This window comes from Rubrivirga aquatilis (assembly GCF_046845665.1).
Classification (GTDB): domain Bacteria; phylum Bacteroidota; class Rhodothermia; order Rhodothermales; family Rubricoccaceae; genus Rubrivirga.
Genome location: NZ_CP177355.1, coordinates 2,808,849 through 2,832,065, shown reverse-complemented (window position 1 = coordinate 2,832,065; position 23,217 = coordinate 2,808,849). Strand labels below are relative to the sequence as shown.

Sequence of the window (23,217 nt, the reverse complement as noted above, 5' to 3'; positions counted from 1 at the left end):
CCGGGTGGGAGACAGGGCCGGAAACCGTCGGGCGCGAGCGCGCTAGTAGTTGATCGTGTCCTCGACGCGCGGCGGCTTGGCCGGGAGCGGACGGATGGACTCACGCGGGCGGGGGGCGGGCGCCGTGTCCGCGTCTGTAACCGCCGGCTGGCGGCCGATGTTGACGCGAGGGTCGACGGAGAGGAGGGCCTCGGTCGTCGCCACCAACTCACGGAACGCCGCCGTGCGCCAGACGGAGCGATGGATGCGAGCAACGGCCGCCTGCGTCTGGCGGTACCGCGAGTCCGGGTTGTTGGCCGCCAGCGTCTGGAGGTCGTCGTGGATCCGGTCCATGCGCCGCTGGGCCGAGCGGGTGAACCCGAAGCGACCGGCGTCGGCGACGAGCCGGGCGTAGGCCCGGTCCGTCGGGGTGATCTCAGAGGGGTCGAGGAGGTGCGTCCGCTCATCGAAGGTCTCGACCGAGCCGATCACGTCGAGCCCGACGGCCCGCAGGACCTCGGTGGCGCCGACGGGCAGGAAAAACCGCACCGGCTCGTCGCTGGCGCGAGCGGACAGGCGGAGGTCGCCGGAGGCGGGGACGCCGCCACCGGGCGCGGCCGGGAGCGCGATGTGCTCGTTGAGGTCGCGGAACCGCTCGTATGGCGTGTCCCCGATCGCCGGGCCCCAGTCGAGGCGGCGGGCGTGGGGTTCAAGCGCGGTCAGGATCTGGGACAGGCGGGCGGTCGCGCCCGGCTTGATCTGGACGCGCTCCGCGCGGAGCGTCGCCGCCGGGTCGATCAGCTGGTCCTCGGTCGCGCGCAGCGAGCCGTATGCCTTGAGGACGTACGCGCGGGAATGCGGCCCGAACGACGAGATCGCGTCGACGCGCTCGAACCCGTCGGTGACGCCCCACATGTAGGCGTCCGACACGTGCTGGCCGCGCGCCCGGCCCGGGTTGGCGCGGAGGTACTCGCGGTACATCTTGAAAATGTTGCCCGGGCCCGTGTGGTAGGCCGAGATCCCCGGGAGCTCGTGGCCGACGGAGTTGGCGTACGCCCGGACCAGCATCATCGAGGGCTCCATCGAGAGCAGCGGGTGCAGCTCCTCGCGGACCTGGACCGTCCCGCCGCTGGCGACCGGGAGCGCGTACTGCTCGACGTCAAACATGCGCATGATGTCGGGCATCATCTGGTAGCGGCTCCGGGCGCCGGCCGAGGACACGAGCGCATCCTGGTTGAACGTCTCGACCGTTCCGATCTCGGTCGCCAGCACGCTCAGCCCCAGGCGTCGCGCGAGGTTGACCTCGTACGTCAGTGTCCGCGCGTCGCGGTCGCGGGCTTCCTGCGTCTGATCGGCGTAGCCCCACCGGATCACGATGTTGTCCTCGGGGATGCCGTACGCCTTCCACTTGTTACGGAGCTCGGTCGTCGCCGTCCGCCGGGCGCGGTTGGCCTCGTCCCACCCGATCTGACCGGTGGTGCTGCGGAAACGGTCCCTCAGGTCGCGGAGCTGGCGGATCTCCAACGTCTCGCCCGTCCGATCGTCGAGCACGCGGATCGAGAAGTTGTCGTCGACCCCGTAGGCCGTCCGGTACATCTCCAGCCGCCACAGGAAGTCCTTAAGGTGCTGCTGGGTCGAGTCCGAGATGACGGCGGCGCCGGCGAAGGCGCCCGCGAAGTACTGGCCGTAGAGGCGGTCGGGGTGGATGTCGAGGCCCGAGAACGTGTACGGGTCGTCCGGCGAGAAGGGGACGACGGCGTCGGCGGCAGCGGCGGCGTCCGGCGTGTCGTCGGTGCCCGCCGCGCGGAGCTCGTCGCCGCGGAGGGCGAGCCCTAAGATCAGCAACGCCACCAGGCCCACGAGGGTGAGCAGCGGGACGCGAGCGGCTTCGCGGAAGGAGCGTCGGCCCTCGGCGCCTTGGGGCGACAGGTCATCGTGCTCGTCGACCACGTGGCCGTCGGGGTCGTGGAGCGGCGTGGGGTCGTCGCCGGGGAGGTCGCGGAAGAGAGAGGGATCGGTAGACATGGATTCGGAGCCGGGAGTACTGGGTGGCTTGGCAAAAACCGCACCATGCTGCGGACAGTTCCTAGCGGCCCGTTCCCCGGGCGCGGGCGACCAGGTCTTGGAACAACGCGTCCAGTGGGGGCTCCATCGCCTCGGGGTGAAACTGGACCCCCATGAACGCCCCGTCGACGCTTTCAATCGCTTCGATCGTCCCGTCTGGCGCGCGCGCGGCCACCCGGAGCCCGTCTCCGACCTCGGCCAACGCTTGCACGTGGCGCGTGTTGATGGTGTCGACCCCGGCCGTTAGCTCTGCGAACCGCGTCCCCGGGACCGACTCGATGGCGTGGGTCGTGCCGCCCCGGCCCCGGCTGTGCGTCGCGGTGCCTGCCACGTCACGCTCGGCGTCGGCCCACACGGTGCCGCCCCGGAGCGCGTTCGCCAGTTGCATCCCGTAGCAGATGCCGAGTGTCGGCCGTTGGGCATCGAGGAACGCAGCCAAGATGCGGCGGTCGCTGGCGACCCGGTCCGGATCCGTCGCGTCGATGTCGTCGGGCAGCGCGCCGATCAAGCCAGTTTCCACGGCCGGGCCCCCGGTGACGACGAGCCCGTCGAGCAGCTCGGCGAACGCCTGGGCCGCATCGTCGGTCGCCAGCATTGGGACGATGAGGGGAAGCCCGCCCGCGCGCTCGACGGCGCGGATGTAGGCGAGGTCGACACGCTGCTCGCGGGCGCCCCGGTCCGTGGTGTTGAGGGAGGTCGTGATTCCGATGCGGGGGCGATCCATGGGCTACCAGACGTTGAGGAGGGTGAGCCGGCCCGCCTGCGGGGCCGGGTCGGGGTGGAGCGCCAGCACGACGGCGCCGTCGTGGCGGAAGTCGCTGGCGACCTCGGGAAAGTCGCCCCGGTCGAGCGCGGCGTGCAGGGCCGACTTGATGGTGCGCTCCGCGCCGCGGCCCGACGTGGAGGTCCCGTGGACGATTCGCAGGGTCGGGCGTCCCCGCAGCGCGGCCGCTTCGACGGTCCGGTCCGCGAGGCCGAGCGCGTCGGGGACGGAGGCGCCGTGGAGGTCGAGGGTGACGGATCGGCCGTCGTCGTCGAGGCGAGGCATGGGCGGCGAACGGAGCCGCGGACGGCGCGTTCCTCGGTGCCCCTCTCTCTCCGCCATGTCGCTCACGTATTCCGACCTCAAGGGTCTGCTCCTCCGCACCGCTCGCGAAGTCTCCGACGATGACGTGCCTTCGCTCGCCGCGGCCATCGCCTATTACATGGTGTTCTCGCTGCCGCCGCTGCTGGTGCTAATCGTGGCGCTGGCGGGCACCCTTCTCGGCCCGGCCGAGGTGGCCGACATGCTGGCCGATCAGGCCAGCTCCGCCGCCGGGGCGGAGGCGGGCGAGGCGGTCCGGGGCATGATCGAGAGCGCCGGGGAGACCGGCGGCGGGATGGGGGGCAAGGTGCTCGGGGTGCTGGCGCTGCTGTTCGGCGCCACGGGCGCGTTCGGCCAACTTCAGAAGGCGCTGAACCGGGCGTGGGAGGTCGAGGACGTCTCGAAGGGGAACGCGTTGAAAGAGATCCTGCTCAAGCGCGTGCTGTCGTTCGGGATGGTGCTGACGATCGCCTTCTTGCTGCTCGTGTCGCTGGTGCTGACGGCGGTCCTGTCCGCGCTCGGAGGGGCGGCGGAAAGCGCTGTCGGCGGCGGAGGCGTGGGCCTGGTGGTGAAGCTGCTCAACCTCGTGGTCGGGTTCGGCGTCGTCGCGGCCTTGTTCGCCGTGCTGTTCCGGTACCTGCCCGACGCCCAGATCGCCTGGCGCGACGTCGCCGTGGGCGCGGTGTTCACGGCCGTCCTGTTCACGGTCGGCCGCTACGCGATCGGGATCTACCTCGGGACCGCCAGCCCCGGCTCCGCGTTCGGCGCGGCGGGCTCGCTGGCGCTGCTGCTCGTCTGGATCTACTACTCCGCGCTGATCGTGCTGGTCGGCGCCGAGTTTACGCAAGCGTGGGCCGTCCGCGAGGGGGGAGGCATCACCCCGGACGACGAGGTCGTCGAAGGCACCCGCGCGAGCGGCACGCCAAAGGTCACCGTGGGAGGCACGGGCGCACCGGTCCACCCGCTGGCGGAGCCGCGCGACCCGGCGCCGTACTAGTCCGCGAGTGGGGCGGGCGCGATGGGGCGCTTGACCTCCTGGCTCTGGGCGTTGAACGCCAGGTCGTGCAAGTCCGCCATGTCGTCGCGGCTGAGCCCCAGGATCTCACGCGCTTCGTGGAGCCCAACGTGCTCGGCCGGCTCGATGAGCCCGTCCGCCAGTACCACGTCGAGCAGGTTGAGCATCAGCGCGCGGCGAAGCTCCGTCTCCTCGCTGCGGAACTCGAGCAGGCAGCGCTCCAGCGGCGGCGGCTGGATGGCGAGCTGGAACACCCGCTTGCGGGAGTCGCCCGTGAGGTCGCCGAGGTCGAGCGACTCGAAGATCCGGTCGTCCTCGCTCTCGTCCATGTCGCGGTCGGCGGCGGACATGGCGAAGAGGGCGCCGTAGAACGACAGGCGCAGGGTCTCGGGGAGGGCGTGGAGGTCGAGCGTCGGGACGGCGGACATGGCGGGGGCCAGGGCAGGGGGAAGAGGGCCGGCAAGCTACCGCCGCCCGCCCGCCTCCGAGCCCTGTCCGCGACGCTCGGGAATCTCCTAGGCCGCTCGCGCCGGGATGCGCCCCAGCACGGGCGTCGCCGTCGTCCGCGCGTGGCGGTCGAACAGGTCGGCGAGGTCTCGGCGGACGCTGGCGGCACACGGGGCGCTCGGCCCGGCGTCGATCCGGCTCACGACCGAGGCCAAGAATCGGTCGCCGTCGGAGATCGTCTCGGCAGGTCGGAGCACGAGCCCGCTCGGGTCGCCGAGCCGCTCGCGGAGCCAGGTGAGCCGGAGCGCCGTCGCGGGGTCCCACCCCTCGAAGGGCGCGGGCTGGCCGAGGTCGAGCCAGAGCCCGACAGCGAGGGCGTGGTTCCGGACCGCCGCGACCAGATCGGGGAGCCGGTGGGCGTGCCGGACCTTGAGCCCGCGCGTCGACCGAACGACACGCACGCGGCGGATGCCGATCTCGCCGAGCGTTTGCGCCAGCGTCCACTCGGCACCAGGCAGTCCGTTGGGCCGTGCCGACGTCTGGCCAACGGGGGGAGCCGCAAAGCGGAAGTCCGCGTCGGCGAGGTGAGCGCCGGAGCGGTCGGTGGCCGCCTCGTGGGCGGCGAGGGCGCGGTCGAGAACCGGAGAAAGCGTTGGAGACATCGCCGTCTGCTGGGGTGCAGAGGCGAGTTACTGAGCCCGGGTGTCAGCCGCGTGTCACAGGGCTTACGGAAGGTCCGCGATGCGCGCCAGCGCCGCGTCGGCGGCGGCGTTGTCGCCGGCCCGGCGGCGCTGGCGCGCGAACGCCCGGATCTCGTCCTCGGTCGCCAGCGCGAACGCCTCCGCCTCGGCAGCTGCGGCGGCCTCTGGCTGGCCGAGCGCCGCGAGCAAGCCGGCCTTTGTCATCGTGTTTCCGAACGACGCTCGCATGGTGATGGACCGCTCGGCCCACCCGAGCGCGTCCTCCAGGCGGCGGTCAGCGTTGAGGGCGTAGACCGCGATCTGATTCCAGCCCTCGGGAAAAAACCCGGCCAGGCCGCGCAGCTCGCGCTCCATGTTCGCGAGCACGATCCCGTCCGTGTCCGCCGCGAGCGCCACGGGGACCTCCAGCGTGTCCCACGCGAGCACGAGCGTCGCCGAGTCCTCGTCGGGCTCGTCAAAGCGGAACGCGAGCCGCTCGGTCATCGGCCCGGGGCGCGGCGCCACCTCGACGCGGAGCGCGTCCTCGGACGGGTCGTAGCTGTACGAGCCCCACGCGTCGGCCATGTGCGAGAAGATGACCGTCCAGCCCTCCGCCGTCGGGACCGTGTGCAGGCCGTACCGGCCCGCCGCCAGCGGCTCGCCTTCGACGGTGATGTCGGTCGAGGTCTCGAAGACCGTGTTCTCATTCGCGCCCGCGCGCCAGACCTCACCGTAGGGCACGAGATCGCCCCATACGCGGCGGCCGTTGACGGCCGGGCGGTGGAAATCCACCGATACGTCCGTCAGACCGATCGTCTGCTGCACGACCGCGTGCGGGCTGACGCGGGGCGTGGTGAGCTGCGGCTGGGCGTCGGCTGCCAGCGCGAGCACGGTGAACGCGGCGAGGGCGAGAATCGTCGAACGCATCGATCGAGAGGGAGAGAGCGCTCAGTCTACCGACGACGACTGCCTCGGGCCATGGACTCCCTGCGAGTGCGGACATGGCGCCCGCTAGCGGCGGGTGATCCGCCAGACCACGTTCCCCACGTCGTCGGCCACCAGCAGCGCGCCATCGCTGGCGACCGCCACGCCGACCGGGCGGCCGTACGCGGTCTCTTCGTCGTCCGACAAGAAGCCCGCCAAGACGTCGACCGGCATCCCGTCGGGGCGGCCGTCGGCGAAGGGCACGAAGACGACGCGGTAGCCCGAGCGCGGCCGACGGTTCCACGAGCCGTGCTGCCCGACCACCATCCCCGCGCGGTCGCCGACGACGCCGGGCTCAACGTATGCCAGCCCCAGCGACGCCGTGTGCGGACCGAGCGCGTAGTCGGGCGCAATCGCCGTGGCGACGAGGTCCGGGCGCGGCTCGACGCGCGTGTCGACCACGCCGCCCCAGTAGCTGTACGGCCACCCATAGAAGGCGCCCGGGCGGACGCTCGTCATGTAGTCGGGCACCAGATCGCTGCCCAACTCGTCGCGCTCGTTGACGGCCGTCCACAGCGCGCCGGTCGTCGGCTCGAAGGCGAGGCCGACGGGATTGCGCAAGCCGGACGCGTAGATCTCGGTGTCGCCGGTCGCGAGGTCGATGGCCCAGATCGCCGCGCGGCCGACTTCTTCGTCCAGCCCATGCTCGCCGACGTTGCTCGCGGAGCCGATGGCGACGTACAGCGTCTGGCCGTCGTCGCTGGCGATCAAGTTGCGCGTCCAGTGCTGGTTGTAGGTGCCCGCGGGCAGGATGGCGACCGTGTCGGGCGTGGCCGTGATCTGCGTGGCGCCTTCGGTATACGGGAAGCGGACGACGGACGCGCTGTTCGCGACGTAGAGGTCGTCGCCGACGAGGGCCATCCCGAAAGGCGACGCGAGCCCGGTCAGGAACGCGGTCTTGGTCTCGGCGACGCCGTCGCCGTCGGCGTCCCTCGCGAGCGAGATCCGGTCGGCGCTCGGCACGCCCGCGCCAGCTTTATTGAAGAAGTACGCCCGGACGCGCCCGATCAGCCCCTTCGTGCCCGCCTCGGGCGGGGCATTCGACTCGGCCACCAGCACGTCTCCGTTGGGGAGCACGTAGATCCAGCGCGGGTGGTCGAAGCCGTCGGCAAAGCGCGCGACCGCGAGCCCGGCGGCGGGCGTCGGCATCGTACCCTCCGGCCACGCGTCGGCGTCGGCGATCTTGACGGTCGGGATGAGGGAGGGGGTGGGCTCCGGGAGCGTCGGGTTCGGGCCCGTCCCGTCGGCGACGGTGAGGCGGGCGGTGTCGCCGCAGCCGGCGACGGCGAGGGCGGCGACGAAGAGGCTGAGGGAGTGGGGGCGGAGCATCAATGCGGTGGAGTTGGCTCTTCCACCCCGGCGACCCACGCGTGTTCGCACGGGCAGTACTCGCGCGGGGTATCCCTACGCCTCGCTTTCCAACACCAGCGCGTCCGTCCCGAACCGCCGGTTCAGCCCCTTCATCAGGTCCGGCGTCAGGTCCACGACGGCCGTCCGCGCGTGGAGGCGGACCGGGCGCGGCAGGCGATTGCTGGTCAGCTCGAAGTAGACCTTGCAGGCGCCGGGGTGCTCCGCGCACAGCGCCGAGAGCGCCTCGACGTCCTCGGGCGTCGCCGTGTCCACGTCGATCCGCAGCGTGATCGCCTTGACGAGCTGCTCGCGGACGCGCCACATCGGAATCACCTCCTTGGCCACCAGCTTCAGGTCGCCGCGGTTCGTCTCCGCCTTGCCCTTGACCATCACCACCTCGTCGACCGTCAGCAGGTGGCCGCAGCGCTCCAGCGTCTGCGCGAAGAGCACCACCTCGGCGACGCCGCCGGTGTCCTCGAGCGTCACGAACGCGATCGGGCGGCCGGACTTCGTGGTCCGCCGCGTGATCTCGGTCACGATCCCGATCGCCGTCTGGTCCGACTCGTGCGGCACGCGCTCCGTGTCGCCGAGCGAGACCGACGCGAAGCGAGCCACCTCGGCGGCGTACCCGTCGAGCGGGTGGCCGGACACGTAGAAGCCCATCAGGTCGCGCTCGTAGCGTAGCGCCTCGCCCTTCGTCCACGGCTCGCAGTGGGGGAGGGCCGGGACGAACGACGAGCCGGCCTCCTCGGCGGCGCCGAACATCGAGAACTGGCCCGCCGCCTGGTCGGACTGGTGCTTTTTCGCGTAGCTCCACGCCAGGTCGATGGCGTCCACGAACTGGCGGCGGTGGCCGTCGAACACGTCGAGCGCGCCGGCCGACGCCAGCGCCTCCAGCGTCTTCTTGCCGACCGTCCGCAGGTCGAGCTCCTTGGTCAGCGAGAACAGGTCGTCGAACACGCCGCCCGCCTTTTCGCGCGCCTCCATCAACGCGTCGATAGCGCCGAGCCCGACGCCCTTGATGGCGCCCAGCCCGAACCGCACGCGGCCGTGCTCGACCGTAAAGTGCGCCGCGCTCTTGTTGACACACGGCGGCAGAATCTCCAGGCCCGCCGCTCGCGTCGCGTCGAGCGCGATCGCAAGCTTGTCGCTGACCGCCATTTCCGTCGTCAGCACGGCGGCCATGAACTCGGCCGGGTAGTGCGCCTTGAGGTAGGCCGTGTGGTAGGCCACGACCGAGTAGGCGGCCGAGTGCGACTTGTTGAACCCGTAGCCCGCGAACTTGGCCATCATGTCGAAGACCTCGTCGGCCTTCGCCTGCGGGACGCCTTTCTCGGCGGCGCCGGCGACGAACGCCACGCGCTGCTTGTCCATCTCCGCCTGGTTCTTCTTGCCCATCGCGCGGCGCAGAAGGTCGGCGCCACCCAACGTGTAGCCGCCCATCACCTGGGCCATCTGCATGACCTGCTCCTGGTAGACGGGGATGCCGTACGTCGGCTCCAGAATGCCGCGCAGCATCTCGTGCGGGTACTCGACGGGCTCTTTGCCGTGCTTGCGGTCGATGTAGCTCGGGATGAGGTCCATCGGGCCCGGCCGGTAGAGCGCGTTCATCGCGATCAGGTCGTCGAGCGAGGTCGGCTTGAGCTTGCGCATCCACTCGCGCATGCCCGACGACTCGAACTGGAAGATCGATATCGTGTCGCCCTTTTGGAAGAGGCGGTACGTGGCGGGGTCGTCGAGGGGGACGCTGTCGAGGTCGATCTCGACGCCGTGCTCCTCTTTGATGAGCGCGAGCGCGTCGTCCAAGATCGTCAGCGTCTTTAGCCCAAGAAAGTCCATCTTGAGGAGCCCGAAGTCCTCGATGTACTTCCCGTCGTACTGCGTCACGACCGCGTCGGAGGCGCCGCCCTTGCCGCGCTGGATCGAGACGGGCACGTACTGGCTCACGTCGCCGGGTGCGATGATGACGCCGGCCGCGTGGACGCCCGTGTGCCGCGCCGAGCCCTCGAGGACGGTCGCGTAGTGCATCAGCTTGCGGATGTTCGCGTCGTCGTGCGTGTACAGCTTGGCGAACTCCTTGACCTGATCCTTGGCGCTCTCCAGCGACACCTTGACGCCGTCCGGCACCAGCTTGGCGATCCGGTCGGCCTCGTCGAGCGGCACGCCGAGCACGCGCGACACGTCGCGGATGACGGACTTCGAGCCCATCGTCCCGAACGTCACGATCTGGCAGACCGACTCCCGCCCGTACTTCTCGACCACGTAGTCGATCACCTTGCCGCGCCCGCGGTCGTCGAAGTCGATGTCGATATCGGGCATCGACACGCGCTCGGGATTCAGGAATCGCTCGAAGAGCAGGTCGTATTCGAGGGGGTCGATGTTGGTGATCCCCAGGCAGTAGGCGACCGCCGAGCCTGCCGCCGAGCCACGGCCGGGGCCCACTGAGACACCGAGCTGGCGGGCGGCCGTCGTGAAGTCCTGTACGATCAGGAAGTAACCGTCGAACCCCATCGATCCGATGACGCCCAGCTCCAGGTCGAGCCGCTCGCGGATGACCTCGGAGATCTCCGGCCACCGCTTTTTGGCGCCCTCGTACGTGAGGTGCCGCAGGAACGCGCCCGTGTCATTGTTGAACGCGTCCGGGATCGGGAAGTGCGGCATCAGCAGCTCGCCCATCGGGATCTCGAGCTTGCACTTGTCGGCCACTTCCCGGCTGGCGTCGAGCGCCGCGTCGACGGCGGCGGCGTTCGAAAACACGCCGTCGCGCAGGCCGGGCCCGAACGCGAGCCGCATCTCGTCGGCCGACTTGAGGTAGAACTGGTCGTTCTCGAACCGCATCCGGTTCGGGTCGTGGAGGTCCTTGCCAGTCTGGAGGCAGAGCAGAACATCTTGGGCCTCGGCGTCAGCCTGGTGGACGTAGTGCACGTCGTTCGTGGCGACGACTTTGACGTTGTACTCCTCGGCCCACCGCGCGAGCACCGCGTTGCACGTCCGCTGGTCGGGGATCGCGTGGTCCTGGACCTCGATGTAGTAGTCGTCGCCGAAGATGGCGAGGTACTCCTCGAACACCTTGCGCCCCTCGTCCTCGCCTTTTTTGAGGATCGTCTGCAGGACCTCGCCCTGCAGGCAGCACGTCGTGGCGACGAGCCCGCCGGAGTGCTTCTTGAGCGTCTCCCGGTCGATCCGCGGCTTGTAGTAGAACCCGTCGGTGTAGCTCATCGACGAGAGCTTGATGAGGTTCTGGTACCCCTCCAGGTTTTTCGCCAGCAGCACCTGGTGGTACCGCGTGCGGTCGGAGGTGTCGTCCATGCCGGACGGCGTGACGTAGAACTCGCACCCGATGATGGGCTGCACACCCGCCTTGCGGGCCTTGGTGTAGAACTCCGGGACGCCGTGGAGATTCCCGTGGTCGGTGATGGCGACGGCGGGGTGGCCCAACTCGGCCGCGCGGCCGATCAGCTTGTCGATGCGCGCGGCCCCATCGAGGAGCGAGTACTGCGTGTGGCAATGGAGGTGGCAGAACTCGGGCATCGGAGGCGCGTCGCGGGGGGCCTGGGAAGATGGCGGGCGCCGCCGGTCTGTGCAACGGATGTGGAGAACTCGGCGGGGGCTTTCCGCAGAGCGTCGGCGAAAGGGGAGAGGCGGCCGCCGCACGCCCCTAAACGAAAAACGGCGCGGCACCCCGAAGGGGACCGCGCCGCAGTCGGCATTCCGCAAGCGGAATTAGTTGCTCGCCGGGAGCAGTACGCTGCCGATCGTGTGCACGACGCCGTTCGAGGCCTCGATGTCGGTGGCGAGGATCACGGCGTTTGCGGCCGAGCCCTCGTCCTCCGTGTCGAGCCCGAGGCCGCCCGAGGCGCTGACGACGGTCAGCGTCTGGCCGTTGAGCGTGGTGACGGTCTGGCCGACCGAGAAGTCGCTGGCGTTGAAGGCGCCGGCGAGGACGTGGAGCTGCAAGATGGCGCCCAGGTCGTCGCGGCCGAGGAGCTCCGCGGCCGTGAGGTCCAGGGCTTCGAGCGCGGACGCGAAGGCGTCGTCGGTGGGGGCGAAGACTGTGAACGGGCCGTCGCCGTCGAGCGTGGTGGCGAGGCCCGCCTCGATCACTGCCGCTTCCAACGTCGAGAGCTGGGCGTCGGCGGCGACGGTGGCGGTGATCGAGGCGAGGTCCTCGTCGGTGGTGTCGCAGGCGACCAGGGTCGGGGCGAGGAGGGCGAGGAGGAGGGCAGAACGGAGAGTCATGGCGGGGCGCCGGGGCGTGAGGGGTGGGGGAGAAGTGAGCCGAGCGCCCCGCACCGGCGAGCCCGTGTCCGGTTTTCAACGTTGAGTGAAAGTCCGGAGTTCGGGCCCCGGCACCTCGCCCGGAGCCCGACGTTCAGGGCGTTCCCCACCCTCGCCTCTGATGGTTCTCTTTCTCGACCCCTACTTCCTTGGCGACCCGCTTTTCCTGCCGGGCCTGGCTCGCGACCTCGCCGCGCGAGGGGAGGGGCTCGTCCTCGTCCATGGCAGCGGCGAGCGGGGCGAGCGGGCGCTGGAGTCGATGGGGATCCTGCCCACGGCCTCCGACGGCGTATGGGCCACGGACAGCGACGACGCGCGAGCGGCCGTCGAGCGAGCTACGCGCGAGCTCAACCGCCAGGTCGCCGCCGAGCTCAACGAGGCGGGCGTCGCCAGCATCCGCGCGACGGGGGCGGACCGGGGGCTGATCCGCACGAGCGAGAACGGAATCGAGGCAGGGAACGTGGGCTGGCTCGGCGCGACGGTCGGGCACGGCGTGGTCGCCGTAGTCGCCGCGCTTGCGGGGGCGCCGGTCCGGGAGGTCGACGCGGCGGCGGTCGCCGGGGCGCTGGCCCGGGCGCTGGACGTGCCCCTCGTGGCCCTCGCGACGCGGTCGATTGCCGGGGAGGGCGACGTCAGCGCGCACGCGGCCGCGTTCCCGGATGCGGCGGCTGTCCGACGGGCGGCGAGCGGCGGATCAGTGGCCGTCGGGCCACGAGCGACCCTGCGCGTCGCCGGGGGGCCAAGCCTCGTGCTCACAGGCACCTGAGAGGGCGGTCGGTGCGGCCCGACCGCCCCATACGCGCCAAAATCGGCGCCTCCGCTTGACCACTGGCGCCCGGCGTCGGTATGTTGACGGCCCTAGCGAGCTTCAGAGGCCGATTCTCGGCCGCGCCCGCGACCCATTTTCCCCAACCCCCCTCTTGATCATGGCCAGCATGTACAGCAAGCTCCAGGACCACGTCAACTCCCTCGAGGACGACTTCAGCAAGTTCTACGACAAGGGCAACAAGGCCGCCGGCACCCGTGTCCGGAAGGGCATGCAGGAGCTCAAGCAGCTCGCTCAGGACATCCGCTCGGACGTCCAGGACAAGAAGAACGCGTAGTCGCGTTCGCCGACTGTGGGGCCGCGTCACGTAGTGGCGCGGCCCCTTTTTTGTACCCCCTCCGTTTCTGATGCGCCTCGTTTCGCTCGTTCTCGCCGTTTTGCTGGCGCCCGCCGTGCTCGCCCAGGAAGCCGACACGCTGGCCGCGGCCGACGGCTGGCGCTCGTCGCTGGTGGCGACGCTCGCCGGCAACCAGTCGTCGTTCTCGAACTGGCAGGAGGGCGGCGTCGACGCGCTCGCGGCCACGGCTTCCGTCGACGGCACCTTCGACCGCGTCGTCGGACGGGTGTTCACGGCCCAGTCGCTGCGCCTGGCCTACGGCGTGCTCCGGCAGGACACGCTGGAGATGCGCAAGGCCGTCGACGTGGCGCGGTACGAGCTGGCGGCGGAGTTGAAGACCTCGAAGGCGCTGCGGCCGGCCCTCGGGTTCTCGGCGCGGACCCAGTTCGCACCGGGCTACGACTACTCGCCTGAAGTGGGCGAGTACCCGTCGCTGGTGATCGTCCCCGGTGAACCGCTGCAGGTGTCCGGCCCGCTGGCGCCCCTCGTGCTCGGCCAAACGATTGGCGCGGCGTACCGCCCGGCCCAAGGGGTCGTCGGCCGGCTTGGGCTCGGGCTCAAAGAGACCGTCGTGACCATTGAGCGCTTCCGGCCCGTGTTCGGCAACGCCCTCGACGAAGCGGTCCGCGTGGAGGCGGGGCTCGACGCCGCCATCTCGATCGATCGCCAGGTGATGGAGAACGTGACGCTGCGGTCGAGCCTGACCGCCTTCGAAAGCTTCAGCGGGTTCGACGAGGCGCCGGACGTGCTCTTCGAGAACGCGCTCCTGCTCACGGTCAACGACTTCCTCAACGTCCGACTCGCGGCCGACGCGCTGTACGACGCCGACGTGAGCCAGGACGTGCAGCTTCGGGAGACGCTGAGCGTCGGGCTGACGCTGGCGCTTCTCTAGCGACACTCCGGGCACGCGATGACCCTCCGGCCCGACTCGACGTTCGCCCTGGCCCGAGCCCCAGCGCTGGCGACCGGGGCAGTCTGCGTGGCGATGTGGCCGGTCCCCGTGTTCGGGGTGCTCCACGCCGAGTCGTCCGCCGTCATCGCGGCCGTGGGCTGCCTGGCGGCGGCGGTCGGGGCCGTGGGTCCGCTGCGTCGCGGCGTCCCGCCGGCGACCGTCGCGCGCGCTCACCTCGGCGCACTCGTCCTTCCCTTTGCGCTGCTGTCGCTGTCGCTGCTGTGGCGGCCGAACTGCGCAGTTCTGACGGGTGCCGGCCTGTTCGCGGTGCTGGTGCCGCCGAGTGTGCTGTTCGGGCTCGGGGTCGCCTCGGCGGTCGTCGGCCTCGGTCTCCGGGGACCGCGCGTGACGGGTGCGATCACCGTGCTGGCCGTCGCGCTGGCGGGCGTCGTCTACGACCTGGGGTGGCACCCTCAGTTATTTACCTACAGCCACGTCTTCGGCGGTGTCCTCGGGCCGATCTACGACGCCGAGCTGGCGATCCGGCCCGGGCTGTTTGCGGCGAAGGCCCAGACGCTGCTGTGGGCCATGTCGCTAGCGACGCTCGGGGCGTGGGGGCGGAGGAGAGGGCGCCAGGCGACGGTCTTCGGTGCGGTCGCGCTGGCAACCCTGGGCGTCTCGTATCTGGCCGCCGCCCCCCTCGGCATCGTGCAGTCCGAGCGCCAGCTCCGACGTGTTCTCTCCGTCACGGTCGATGCCGGTCCCGTCGTGCTGCATCTCGCCCCGGAGTCCTCGCCCGCGGCGCGGCGCCGGCTGGCGGCCGAGGCGCGGTTCCGGTTCGACACGCTCTCGGAGGCGCTGGGCGTCGCCCCGTCAGGTCCTGTCGACGTGTACCTGTACCCCGACGCCGACACCAAGGCGGCGCTCGTTGGGTCGCGGTACACGAGTGTCGTGCCGGTGTGGCTGCCGACGCCACAAGTCCACATGCTGGCGGACGAGGCGGAGCGGTCGCTGGGGCACGAGCTGGTCCACGTGCTGGCGCGCGAGTTCGGGATGCCTGGGGTCCGCGCCTCGCCCGCGATCGGACTCGTCGAAGGGCTGGCCGTCGCGCTGGAGCCGCCGGACGGCCTGCCCGACGCGGGCGCGCTCGTCCGTGCCGACGGCGGCGTGCTCGGCGACCCGGCGCAGGCGGTCGTCCAGACGATGTCGCCGGGCGGGTTCTGGACCGCGCGAGCGGGGATCGCCTACACCGCGAACGGCGCGTTCGTGCGCTGGCTGCTCGACACCTACGGACCGGGCCCCGTTCAGGCCGCCTATCGGACGGGGCGGTTCGCGCCCGCGTTCGGCCGCCCGCTCGCGGCGCTCGCGGACGCCTGGGCGGCCGACCTCGCGCGCCAGCCGGTCGACCCGGAGGCCGTCGCCGTCGCGCGGTGGCTCTTCTCACGGCCGTCGCTGTTCGAGGTCCGGTGCCCGCACCACACGCCCCGCCACGTCTGGCTGGCACGCGAGGCTGGAGAGGCCTTCGAAGCGGGCGCGTTCGCCCTCTCCGCAGAGCGATTCTTCGACGCCGCCGACGTCGAGCCGTTCGCTCTGGGGGCCGTGCGCGGGTCGCTGGCCGCTCGGCTGGCGCTGGGTGGTTCGGTCCGCGCCCTCGACCTCGCTCGCGCCCGGGCGCTCGCCGACAGCATCCCCGACGCTGCCAGCCTGGCCCACCTCGCCGACGTGCTCCGCCTTGCGGGGCGCCCCGCCGCCGCGCCGTACCGAGCCGCCTCCGACTCGCTCGCGCCCGTCGACGCGCTCGGAAGGCTGGTGCTCGCCGAGCGGGCCCAGCTCCCGGCCGGGACGCTCCGCCTGTGGCTTGCGTCGCCGCCAGATTCGGTCGACGCCCGGCTGGTTCGCGAGGCGCCCGTGCTGGCACTGCTCCGGCTGCTGGCGGCCGACGCGCCTGACCGGGCGTGGGCCGTCGCCCGGCAGCTGTGTCCCGGCGAGGGCGAAGGCGGCCGAGTGATCCGATACCTGCAGGCGGTCGCCGCGCTCCGCGTCGGGAGGATCGATGTGGCGGACGCGGCGCTCGATGGGCTGGCGCTCGCCTTCGAGGCGGGCGGCCCCCGGAGCTGGGCGCCCCTCGCGCGCGACCTTCGACGGCGCGGAGAATGGCACCGGATTCAGGCGCCGGATCCGTCTATCTTCGCGGCGCCCCCGACCGCCGCCGATGCCCTCGTTCCGTGCCCTCCCGCTCGCCGCCCTCGCGCTGCTGGCGGCCTGCGTGATCCCTGAGGAGGCCTACGACACCGCCCCGGACACCCCCCCGGCCCGGCCCGGCGAGCTCGTCGTGGCCGACGCCCGGGTCGGCGCGCTCCAACTCCACGCGGTCGGCGACGAGGCCTCGCTGCCTGTGATCACCTTACGGGGCCGAGACCAGCTGCGGCTGGAATTCGATCTCGTCGGGGAGGAGATCGGGCAGCCCCTTGAAATCAGCTTCGAGCACGCCTCGCGGACGGGCCGCTCCGAGCTGCTGCCGAGCGAGTTTCTCACCAGCTTCGAGTCCGATCGAATCCTGCTCTATGAGCGGTCGACGACCTCGGCGACGGTGCCCTACGTCCACTACACCTACGATTTTCCGAACCGGCAGATCGGGTTCAAGATCTCCGGCAACTTCCGGGCGGTCGTCAGCACCACCGCCGGGGCCCGGCTGTTCGAGATCCCGTTTTACGTCAGTGAGGAGCTGGCCGACGTGCAGCTCGCGTTCGGTTCGACGGTACAAGGCGGCTCGGTGGGCTTTGCCGTCCAGCCCGCCGCGCGGCTCCGCCCGGACGCCAGGCTCTCCGAGTTCGACGGGTCCATGTTCACCGTCTGCTTTGGCCGCAACGGGCGGACCGACCAGCTCCGCTGCGCGCCGGAGCCCTCACTGGTCGACCTCGCGCTCTACCAGTTCTACCTCCCCCGCGACCGGGCCTTCGCTGAGCAGGAGGCGCTCTTCGAGCTGGACCTCGGCTTCCTCGGTACCAACTCCGACGTGCTGGAGGTCGACCGCGCGGCCCGCCCCCCGACGGCCCTCCTCGACCTCGACTACGAGGAGTTCGGCGGCGACGTCCGCCAGCCCACACTCGCGTCGATCCCACTTATCGAGACCGCCTACCGCGACGTGGGCCGCGCCGACACCGACGGGCAGTACGTTGCCACCACGTTCCAGTATGTCCCGCCGAACAGCCGCCAGTCGCCGCGCCGCGTCTTCGTGGTCGGCCCCTTCAACGGGTGGAAGCCGCGGCCGGACGCCGAGATGGAATGGGTCGAGGCCCAGGGCCGGTACGTCGCCACGCTGCTGCTGAAGCAGGGCCGCTACGTCTACGGCTACGACGGCCCGACCACCCAGACGCCCGGTCTGGGAACGCCGTCCGTCTTTACCGCCTTCGTCTACCTCGCTGATCCCCAGCGCTTTACCGACCGGCTCATCGCCGTTCGCAGCGCCGTCGCCCGTTAGCCCTTCGCTCACCCCGCCCACGCCCATGCCCCGCTTGCTTCTCCTGCTGGCGCTCCTTGCCGCCGGTTGCTCCACCCTCACACCGACGATCACGCCGGCCGACCCCGACGAGGCCGCCGCCGACTCGGGCTACGCGAAGGTCGTCACCGAAGACGCCGTGACCGATGAGGGGATGTTCGACGTCCACCTTGAAGAGGACGGCGCCAAGCTCCTCTTTGAGATCCCGAACGATCTGCTTGGCGTCGAGATGCTCGTCGTCAGCCGGCTGGCACGGACGACGGAGGGGTACCAGTACGGCGGGGCCAAGGTCAACACGCAGGCCGTCCGCTGGGAGCGCCAGGGCGACCACGTCCTGCTCCGGACCGTCCGCTACAGCTCCGTCGCCGACCCGGACCTGCCGATCGCCCGGGCCGTCCGCGACGCCCAGTTCGAGCCCATCATCGCCCGGCTCAAGATCGAGGCCGAGAACCTCGACTCGACGGCCGTGGTCGTCGACGTGACGGACACGTTCACCGGCGACACGCCGGTCTTCGGGTTGCCGAGCGGCGCCCGCGAGGAGTTCAAGGTGAAGAGCCTCGACAAGGAGCGGTCCTTCCTCGCCCGCGCCAGTGCTTTCCCGCGCAACGTCGAGGTCCGCTCTGTGCTGACGTACAGCGCGAGCGAGGCGCCCGAGAACAGCTCGACGGGCACGCTCTCGGTCGAGATGGCACACTCGATGGTGATGCTCCCCGAGGAACGGATGCGGCCGCGCCGCTACGACCCCCGCGTCGGCTTCTTCTCGATCCAGCAGACCGACTACGGCCTCGACGCCCAGCGCGCCGAGCAGCGCCGCTGGATCACGCGGTGGAAGCTGGTCCCGAGCGACCCGGAGGCGTACGCGCGCGGCGAGCTCGTCGAGCCCGTCGACCCGATCGTCTACTACATCGACCCGGCCACGCCCGAGGAGTGGCGCGAGCCGCTCAAGCAGGGCGTCGAGGACTGGAACGTGGCCTTCGAGGCCGCCGGCTTCCGCAACGCCATCCGTGCCGCCGACCCGCCGACCGACGACCCGGACTGGAGCCCGGAGGACGCCCGCTTCTCGGTCATCCGCTACTTCCCGAGCGACACACAGAACGCCTACGGCCCGCACGTCCATGACCCCCGCTCCGGCCAGATCCTGGAGTCCGACATCGGGTGGTACCACAACGTGATGAACCTCCTGCGGAACTGGTACTTCGTCCAGACCGCCGCCGTCAACCCCGACGCCCAGCGGCCCAAGTTCCGTCAGGAAGTGATGGGCGAGCTGGTCCGGTTCGTCTCCGCGCACGAGGTCGGCCACACGTTGGGGCTCCCGCACAACTGGATCTCGTCGACGGCCTATCCGGTCGACAGCTTGCGGTCCCCGACGTTCACGGCCGAGCACGGCACGGCCCCGTCGATCATGGACTACGCCCGGTTCAACTACATCGCCCAGCCGGGCGACGGCGTCGTCCAGCTGATGCCCCGCGTGGGCGAGTACGACATCTGGGCCGTGAAGTGGGGCTACACCTACTTCCCGGACGCCGAGACGGAGGAGGAGGAGCGCGGCCGGCTCCAGGCCATGCTCGCGGAGGTCCGCGACGACCCGGCGCTCCGGTACGGCGCCCAGACGTTCGACCCGGTCGACCCGCGCTCGCAGTCTGAGGACCTGGGCGACGACGCCGTCTACGCGAGCCAGCTCGGTCTGGCGAACCTCAAGCGGATCGTCCCCAATCTGATCGAGTGGACGACCGAAGACGGCGAGCTGTACGAGAACCTCGACGAGCTCTACGGCCAGGTCATCGGCCAGTGGGGCCGCTACCTCGGCCACGTCGCCCGACAGGTCGGCGGCGTCGCCATCGACCCCAAGACGACTGAGGAGGCGGGTGCGGTCTACACGCCGCTCGACGCCGACCGCCAGCGCGCGGCCGTCGCCTTCCTGATCGAGGACGGGTTCACGACGCCCGAGTGGTTGCTCGACACGGACTTGCTGAGCCGGATCCGCCCGGCGGGCACGGCGACTCAGATCCAGCAGCTCCAGGAAAGCGCGCTCAACCGCCTGCTCGACCCCGTCCGCATCGGCCGGCTCGCGGAGGCCGAGTGGCTTTCGCCCGACGCCTACCCGGTCACGGAGATGATGGACGACGTGCAGGGCGGCCTCTTCGCAGAGATCGCCAGCGGCGCCGGCATCGACCCCGCTCGCCGCGCACTCCAGCGGGCCTACGTCGACCGCTTGGGCGAGCTGATGGCCGGCGGCGGCTACAACATTCCCGAGGCGTTCGTCGGCGAGGCCTATGGCTACCGGCCGCAGGACGGCGCCCGCTCGGACGTGCAGCCGATGGCACGCGGCGGGTTGGTCATGCTTCAGGACGCCCTCGCCCGCGCGCTCCCGCGCTACGCGGCGGCCGACGAGCGGACGGACCGGTTCCACCTGATGGACCTCGCCGCCCGCATCGACCTGCTCCTCAACCCGCAGGGCTAGGCGCCCTCGCCGGATCAATGTCGGGGCTCAGGGTTTGCAAGAGGCCGCCTCTCGCAGATCCTGAGCCCCGCTCTCGTACCCCTCGTGCTCAACCTCGAAGCTGCTGACCCGGACGTGCTCGTGCTCGTCGGCACGCAGACCGGCAACTCTGAACGCGTGGCCGACGCCGTCGCCGATGCGCTCGGCGACCTCGGGTTCGCCGTGCACCTGCTCGACATGGCCGAGGCGTACCCCGAGGCGCTCGAGGAGTACCGCCAGATTCTGGCCGTGGTCTGTACGTGGAGCGAGGGCACCTTCCCTGACAACGCCGTCGACTTTGCAGAGGCGCTGGAGGCGGTTCGCCCGGATCTAACGGGCGCCGGCTTCTCCGTCTGCGGCCTGGGCGACCGGGATTACGACCCCTTCTACCAGACCGCGGCCTTTAAGCTGATCGACTTGCTGGCGACGTCCGGGGCACGCGAGATCGTGCCCCTGCACGACATCGACGGCGGGCCGAGCGCGGAGGACATCGCAGGCGCGGTCGGCTGGGCGCAGCGGTGTGCGGCGGCCTGGGGCGAGGTCGCACAGGACGCCTAGCGGCTCGCGCCCACATCCCAACCCCTTGTGACCCTCGCCAGCCTCGACCTGTCCGACCTCCGCTTTCGGACCTCTGAGGAGGTGTTCGGCGACCTGCGGTCCGCATGCGAGCAGAACCCGGATGTCGCGGCCTTCGAGACCATCGGGGAGAGCGAGGCCGGCCGACCGATCGCCGGGGTCACGCTGGGCTACGGCCCTCGGCTCGCGACCCTCGTCGCCGGCGCGCACGCCGACGAGCCCGTCGGGCCGGAGACGCTGCGCACGCTCATCTTGGAAGGGCTGGCGGCCCGAGACTGGGGTGCCGCCGACGGTGGGCTCCAGACCCTGTTCGAGCAGTGGACCCTACGCATCGTACCCCACCTCAACCCCGACGGCGAGGCCCAGAATCGCCCGTGGATCGAGTGGTTCGACGCCAGCGACCCGGCCGCGGCTCTGGGCCACTTTCTGCGCGGACGCCGCCGCGAGGCCCCGGGGCGCGACCTCGAGTTCGGGTATCCGGATCTCCGCACGGAAAACCACGCGGCTAGCGACTTCCTGTTCGGCGGCCCGCCGGTCGCCCTGCACGCCAGCCTGCACGGCATGGCCGTCTCGGAGGGCGCGTTGCTGCTTATCGAGCGCCGCTGGCTGGGGACGGACCGCGACGTTCTGTTGCGCGCAGCGTTCGTCGACGCTGCCCGCCACGCCGGGCTGCCGCTCTACGACCACGACCGTGGAGGCGACAAGGGCTTCCGGTACGGTGGCCCCGGCTTCTGGAGCACGCCGGAGGGCGCGGCCATGCGTCAGCACTTCCTCGACGCGGGCGACCCCGAGACCGCCGACCGCTTCCGTCGCTCATCGATGGAGCAGGCGCTGACGACGGCTCCCGCCAGCGAGTCCCCGCTGTGCGTGGTGACGGAGCTTCCGCTGTTCCGGCTCGCCCACCGGCCGGGCCAGGCAGGCGTCCCCGAGGCGCTGCTCGCGTTCCGCGAAGAGATGCCCGCCCTGATCGAGCGGGCCGCCGGGGGCGACGACCTCGGCGATGTCGTCGAGCGCTACGGGATCACGTGCCCCGACACCGCGACGCAGGTCCGGCTCCACCTCCAGGCCCTCGACGCGGCGCTGGCGACGGCGTGAGTCGTCAGCCGCCTCTCGGCGACCGGTCGGTCATCCGAAGAACCACAGGCACATCCAGACCGCAAACAGCATGGCCGCGGCGTCGGCGATGAGGCCGGCGGGGAGCGCGTGCCGCGTCTTGCTGACGCCGACCGCCCCGAAGTAGACCGCGATCACGTAGAACGTCGTCTCGGTCGACCCGAACATGGTCGCCGCCATCCGGGTGATGAGCGACTGCTCGCCGTGCTGGGCGGCGAGGTCCGCCACGATGGCGACCGAGCCGGAGCCGGTGAGCGGGCGGACGATCGCCATCGGGAGCACCTCGGCCGGCATCCCGATCAGCGCCAGCACCGGCGACAGCGCGCCCGCCAGCCACTCCATCGCGCCCGACGCCCGGAACATGCCGATGGCGAACAGGATGGCGACGAGGTACGGCATGATCCGGACCGCCAGACCGAACCCTTCTTTGCCACCTTCGACGAACGACTCGTACACGGGGACGCGCTTGAACAGCCCGTACAAGGGGATTCCCACGATCATCGCCGGCAGGACGAAGACGGAGACGACGCTGATGATCTCGCGGAAGACGTCCATCTAGGCCTCGGGCTCGGCCGCCGGCGCCGGGTTCGTGAGCGGGTTCGAGGCCCGGAAGCGGGGGAGCTTCGAGAGGAGCTTCGCGGATGTGATCGCCACGATCAGCGACCCGATCGTGGTGAACAGGATGGGGAAGTAGACGTTGTTCGTCTCGACGCCTAGGATCGCGATCAGCGTGATCGGCGGGATGAGTTGGACGCTGGCCGTGTTCATCGCCAGCAGCATCGCCATCGAGTCCGTCGCGGTCTCGGGGTCGGGGTTAAGGGTCTGTAGCTCCTCCATCGCCTTGATGCCGAACGGCGTCGCGGCATTGCCCAGCCCGAACACGTTCGCGGCCAGGTTGAGCGCGATCATCCCCATCGCCGGGTGGTCCTTGGGGATGTCCGGGAAGAGCGGTCCGAGCACGGGCCGCACCAGCTTGACGAGTCCATAGATGATGCCCGCGTCCTCGGCGATCCGGCTCAGCCCGAGGAACAGCACGAGCACGCCGATCAGCCCGATGGCAATGGTGATGGCGATCTCGGCAAAGTCGACGGCCGCCGTCGTGATGGCGTTGAGCTTGACGAAGCGGACGGGCGCGAACACGAGGCCGGCCGTCGCGGTCGCCCCGGTCCCTGACTGCTGGATCCGGACGTTCGCCAGCGTCCCCTGGAGGATCTGGTCGCGGGGGTTCGTTGCGTCGCGGATCACGTCGAGCGGGGCCGGGAGCGGCGCGTCGGCGTCGTCAAGGCGGATCTCCGGGGTCCCGTCGGCCGTCGTGCGGAAGGTGGCGGGGTACCCAGCCTCGGGCGTCCCCTCGGCGCCATAGAAGGCGCGGAAGGCGGTCGAGTCGAGAACGACCGTCACGGGCTGGCGGGCGGCCTCGGCGTCGAACGGCCGGTCGAAGCGGAGCTCGACCGGGAGCGGCTCGCCGTTGCGGTACGTGTCCCCGACAATGTCGGAGGTGTCGGCGGCGAGGGCGAAGACCAGGCTCACGATGATGAGCCCGGCCCAGATGTAGTTGAGCATCGGCGTGGCGGGTCCGGGAAGGTCGCCGCGCCCGGCGGGCGGCGCAAGCGT

20 protein-coding genes are annotated in these 23,217 nt (G+C 70.8%); 9 read left to right on the top strand and 11 right to left on the bottom strand.

The window, feature by feature from the left end; genetic code table 11:
• Positions 1 to 42 precede the first annotated feature (42 nt).
• The 3 genes from ACLII4_RS12395 to ACLII4_RS12385 all read right to left on the bottom strand — a co-directional run bounded on the left by ACLII4_RS12395 (position 43) and on the right by ACLII4_RS12385 (position 3,091).
• The gene (locus tag ACLII4_RS12395) at positions 43 to 2,004 is read right to left on the bottom strand and encodes a hypothetical protein (RefSeq protein ID WP_412067717.1); all 1,962 of its coding nucleotides are present in this window, start codon (positions 2,002 to 2,004) and stop codon (positions 43 to 45) included.
• A gap of 61 nt (positions 2,005 to 2,065) precedes the next feature.
• On the bottom strand, positions 2,066 to 2,767 hold the full coding sequence (locus ACLII4_RS12390) for a gamma-glutamyl-gamma-aminobutyrate hydrolase family protein (RefSeq protein WP_412067716.1): 702 nt from the start codon (positions 2,765 to 2,767) through the stop codon (positions 2,066 to 2,068).
• Between the two features lie 3 nt (positions 2,768 to 2,770).
• Positions 2,771 to 3,091: a Smr/MutS family protein gene (locus ACLII4_RS12385; RefSeq protein WP_412067715.1), complete on the bottom strand. Its 321-nt coding sequence runs from the start codon at positions 3,089 to 3,091 to the stop codon at positions 2,771 to 2,773.
• 55 nt (positions 3,092 to 3,146) lie between these two features.
• Here ACLII4_RS12385 and ACLII4_RS12380 point away from each other — a divergent pair, with 55 nt between their 5' ends.
• Positions 3,147 to 4,124: a YihY/virulence factor BrkB family protein gene (locus ACLII4_RS12380; RefSeq protein ID WP_412067714.1), complete on the top strand. Its 978-nt coding sequence runs from the start codon at positions 3,147 to 3,149 to the stop codon at positions 4,122 to 4,124.
• Here ACLII4_RS12380 and ACLII4_RS12375 read toward each other — a convergent pair.
• The 6 genes from ACLII4_RS12375 to ACLII4_RS12350 all read right to left on the bottom strand — a co-directional run bounded on the left by ACLII4_RS12375 (position 4,121) and on the right by ACLII4_RS12350 (position 11,842).
• Positions 4,121 to 4,570: a TerB family tellurite resistance protein gene (locus ACLII4_RS12375; protein WP_412067713.1), complete on the bottom strand. Its 450-nt coding sequence runs from the start codon at positions 4,568 to 4,570 to the stop codon at positions 4,121 to 4,123. The two genes, ACLII4_RS12380 and ACLII4_RS12375, sit on opposite strands and share 4 nt — an antisense overlap.
• Positions 4,571 to 4,657: 87 nt before the next feature.
• Complete coding sequence (locus tag ACLII4_RS12370) at positions 4,658 to 5,251, bottom strand: hypothetical protein (protein ID WP_412067712.1); 594 nt, start codon at positions 5,249 to 5,251, stop codon at positions 4,658 to 4,660.
• 63 nt (positions 5,252 to 5,314) lie between these two features.
• On the bottom strand, positions 5,315 to 6,196 hold the full coding sequence (locus tag ACLII4_RS12365; RefSeq protein ID WP_412067711.1) for a DUF2911 domain-containing protein: 882 nt from the start codon (positions 6,194 to 6,196) through the stop codon (positions 5,315 to 5,317).
• 84 nt (positions 6,197 to 6,280) lie between these two features.
• Entirely contained in the window at positions 6,281 to 7,582 is a 1,302-nt protein-coding gene (locus tag ACLII4_RS12360; protein ID WP_412067710.1) for a PQQ-dependent sugar dehydrogenase, read from the bottom strand.
• Between the two features lie 75 nt (positions 7,583 to 7,657).
• Positions 7,658 to 11,134, bottom strand: coding sequence for a DNA polymerase III subunit alpha (gene dnaE / locus ACLII4_RS12355; RefSeq protein ID WP_412067709.1), 3,477 nt, complete (start codon positions 11,132 to 11,134; stop codon positions 7,658 to 7,660).
• Positions 11,135 to 11,326: 192 nt separating this feature from the next.
• A complete protein-coding gene (locus ACLII4_RS12350; protein WP_412067708.1) occupies positions 11,327 to 11,842 on the bottom strand; it encodes a fasciclin domain-containing protein in 516 nt (171 codons plus the stop codon).
• Between the two features lie 160 nt (positions 11,843 to 12,002).
• On the opposite strand from ACLII4_RS12350, the gene ACLII4_RS12345 reads away from it, so the two are divergent.
• From ACLII4_RS12345 to ACLII4_RS12310, 8 genes are all read left to right on the top strand, one after another.
• Positions 12,003 to 12,647, top strand: coding sequence for a hypothetical protein (locus tag ACLII4_RS12345; RefSeq protein WP_412067707.1), 645 nt, complete (start codon positions 12,003 to 12,005; stop codon positions 12,645 to 12,647).
• A 169-nt stretch (positions 12,648 to 12,816) separates the two neighbouring features.
• Positions 12,817 to 12,984, top strand: coding sequence for a histone H1 (locus tag ACLII4_RS12340; RefSeq protein ID WP_412067706.1), 168 nt, complete (start codon positions 12,817 to 12,819; stop codon positions 12,982 to 12,984).
• A 70-nt stretch (positions 12,985 to 13,054) separates the two neighbouring features.
• The gene (locus ACLII4_RS12335) at positions 13,055 to 13,936 is read left to right on the top strand and encodes a DUF3078 domain-containing protein (RefSeq protein WP_412067705.1); all 882 of its coding nucleotides are present in this window, start codon (positions 13,055 to 13,057) and stop codon (positions 13,934 to 13,936) included.
• Between the two features lie 18 nt (positions 13,937 to 13,954).
• On the top strand, positions 13,955 to 16,213 hold the full coding sequence (locus ACLII4_RS12330; protein WP_412067704.1) for a hypothetical protein: 2,259 nt from the start codon (positions 13,955 to 13,957) through the stop codon (positions 16,211 to 16,213).
• The gene (locus tag ACLII4_RS12325; RefSeq protein WP_412067703.1) at positions 16,149 to 17,417 is read left to right on the top strand and encodes a type IX secretion system plug protein domain-containing protein; all 1,269 of its coding nucleotides are present in this window, start codon (positions 16,149 to 16,151) and stop codon (positions 17,415 to 17,417) included. The genes ACLII4_RS12330 and ACLII4_RS12325 overlap by 65 nt, the downstream gene beginning before the upstream one ends.
• A gap of 25 nt (positions 17,418 to 17,442) precedes the next feature.
• The gene (locus tag ACLII4_RS12320) at positions 17,443 to 19,896 is read left to right on the top strand and encodes a zinc-dependent metalloprotease (protein WP_412067702.1); all 2,454 of its coding nucleotides are present in this window, start codon (positions 17,443 to 17,445) and stop codon (positions 19,894 to 19,896) included.
• Positions 19,897 to 19,980: 84 nt separating this feature from the next.
• Positions 19,981 to 20,472 carry a flavodoxin domain-containing protein gene (locus ACLII4_RS12315; RefSeq protein ID WP_412067701.1) on the top strand — a complete coding sequence of 164 codons (492 nt, stop codon included), beginning with the start codon at positions 19,981 to 19,983 and terminating at the stop codon, positions 20,470 to 20,472.
• Positions 20,473 to 20,499: 27 nt separating this feature from the next.
• Positions 20,500 to 21,585: a M14 family zinc carboxypeptidase gene (locus ACLII4_RS12310; RefSeq protein WP_412067700.1), complete on the top strand. Its 1,086-nt coding sequence runs from the start codon at positions 20,500 to 20,502 to the stop codon at positions 21,583 to 21,585.
• Between the two features lie 30 nt (positions 21,586 to 21,615).
• On the opposite strand, the gene ACLII4_RS12305 is transcribed toward ACLII4_RS12310, so the two are convergent.
• Together ACLII4_RS12305 and ACLII4_RS12300 are read right to left on the bottom strand one after the other, a co-directional pair.
• Positions 21,616 to 22,158 carry a spore maturation protein gene (locus ACLII4_RS12305; RefSeq protein WP_412067699.1) on the bottom strand — a complete coding sequence of 181 codons (543 nt, stop codon included), beginning with the start codon at positions 22,156 to 22,158 and terminating at the stop codon, positions 21,616 to 21,618.
• On the bottom strand, positions 22,159 to 23,166 hold the full coding sequence (locus ACLII4_RS12300; RefSeq protein ID WP_412067698.1) for a nucleoside recognition domain-containing protein: 1,008 nt from the start codon (positions 23,164 to 23,166) through the stop codon (positions 22,159 to 22,161).
• Between the last annotated feature and the right edge of the window lie 51 nt (positions 23,167 to 23,217).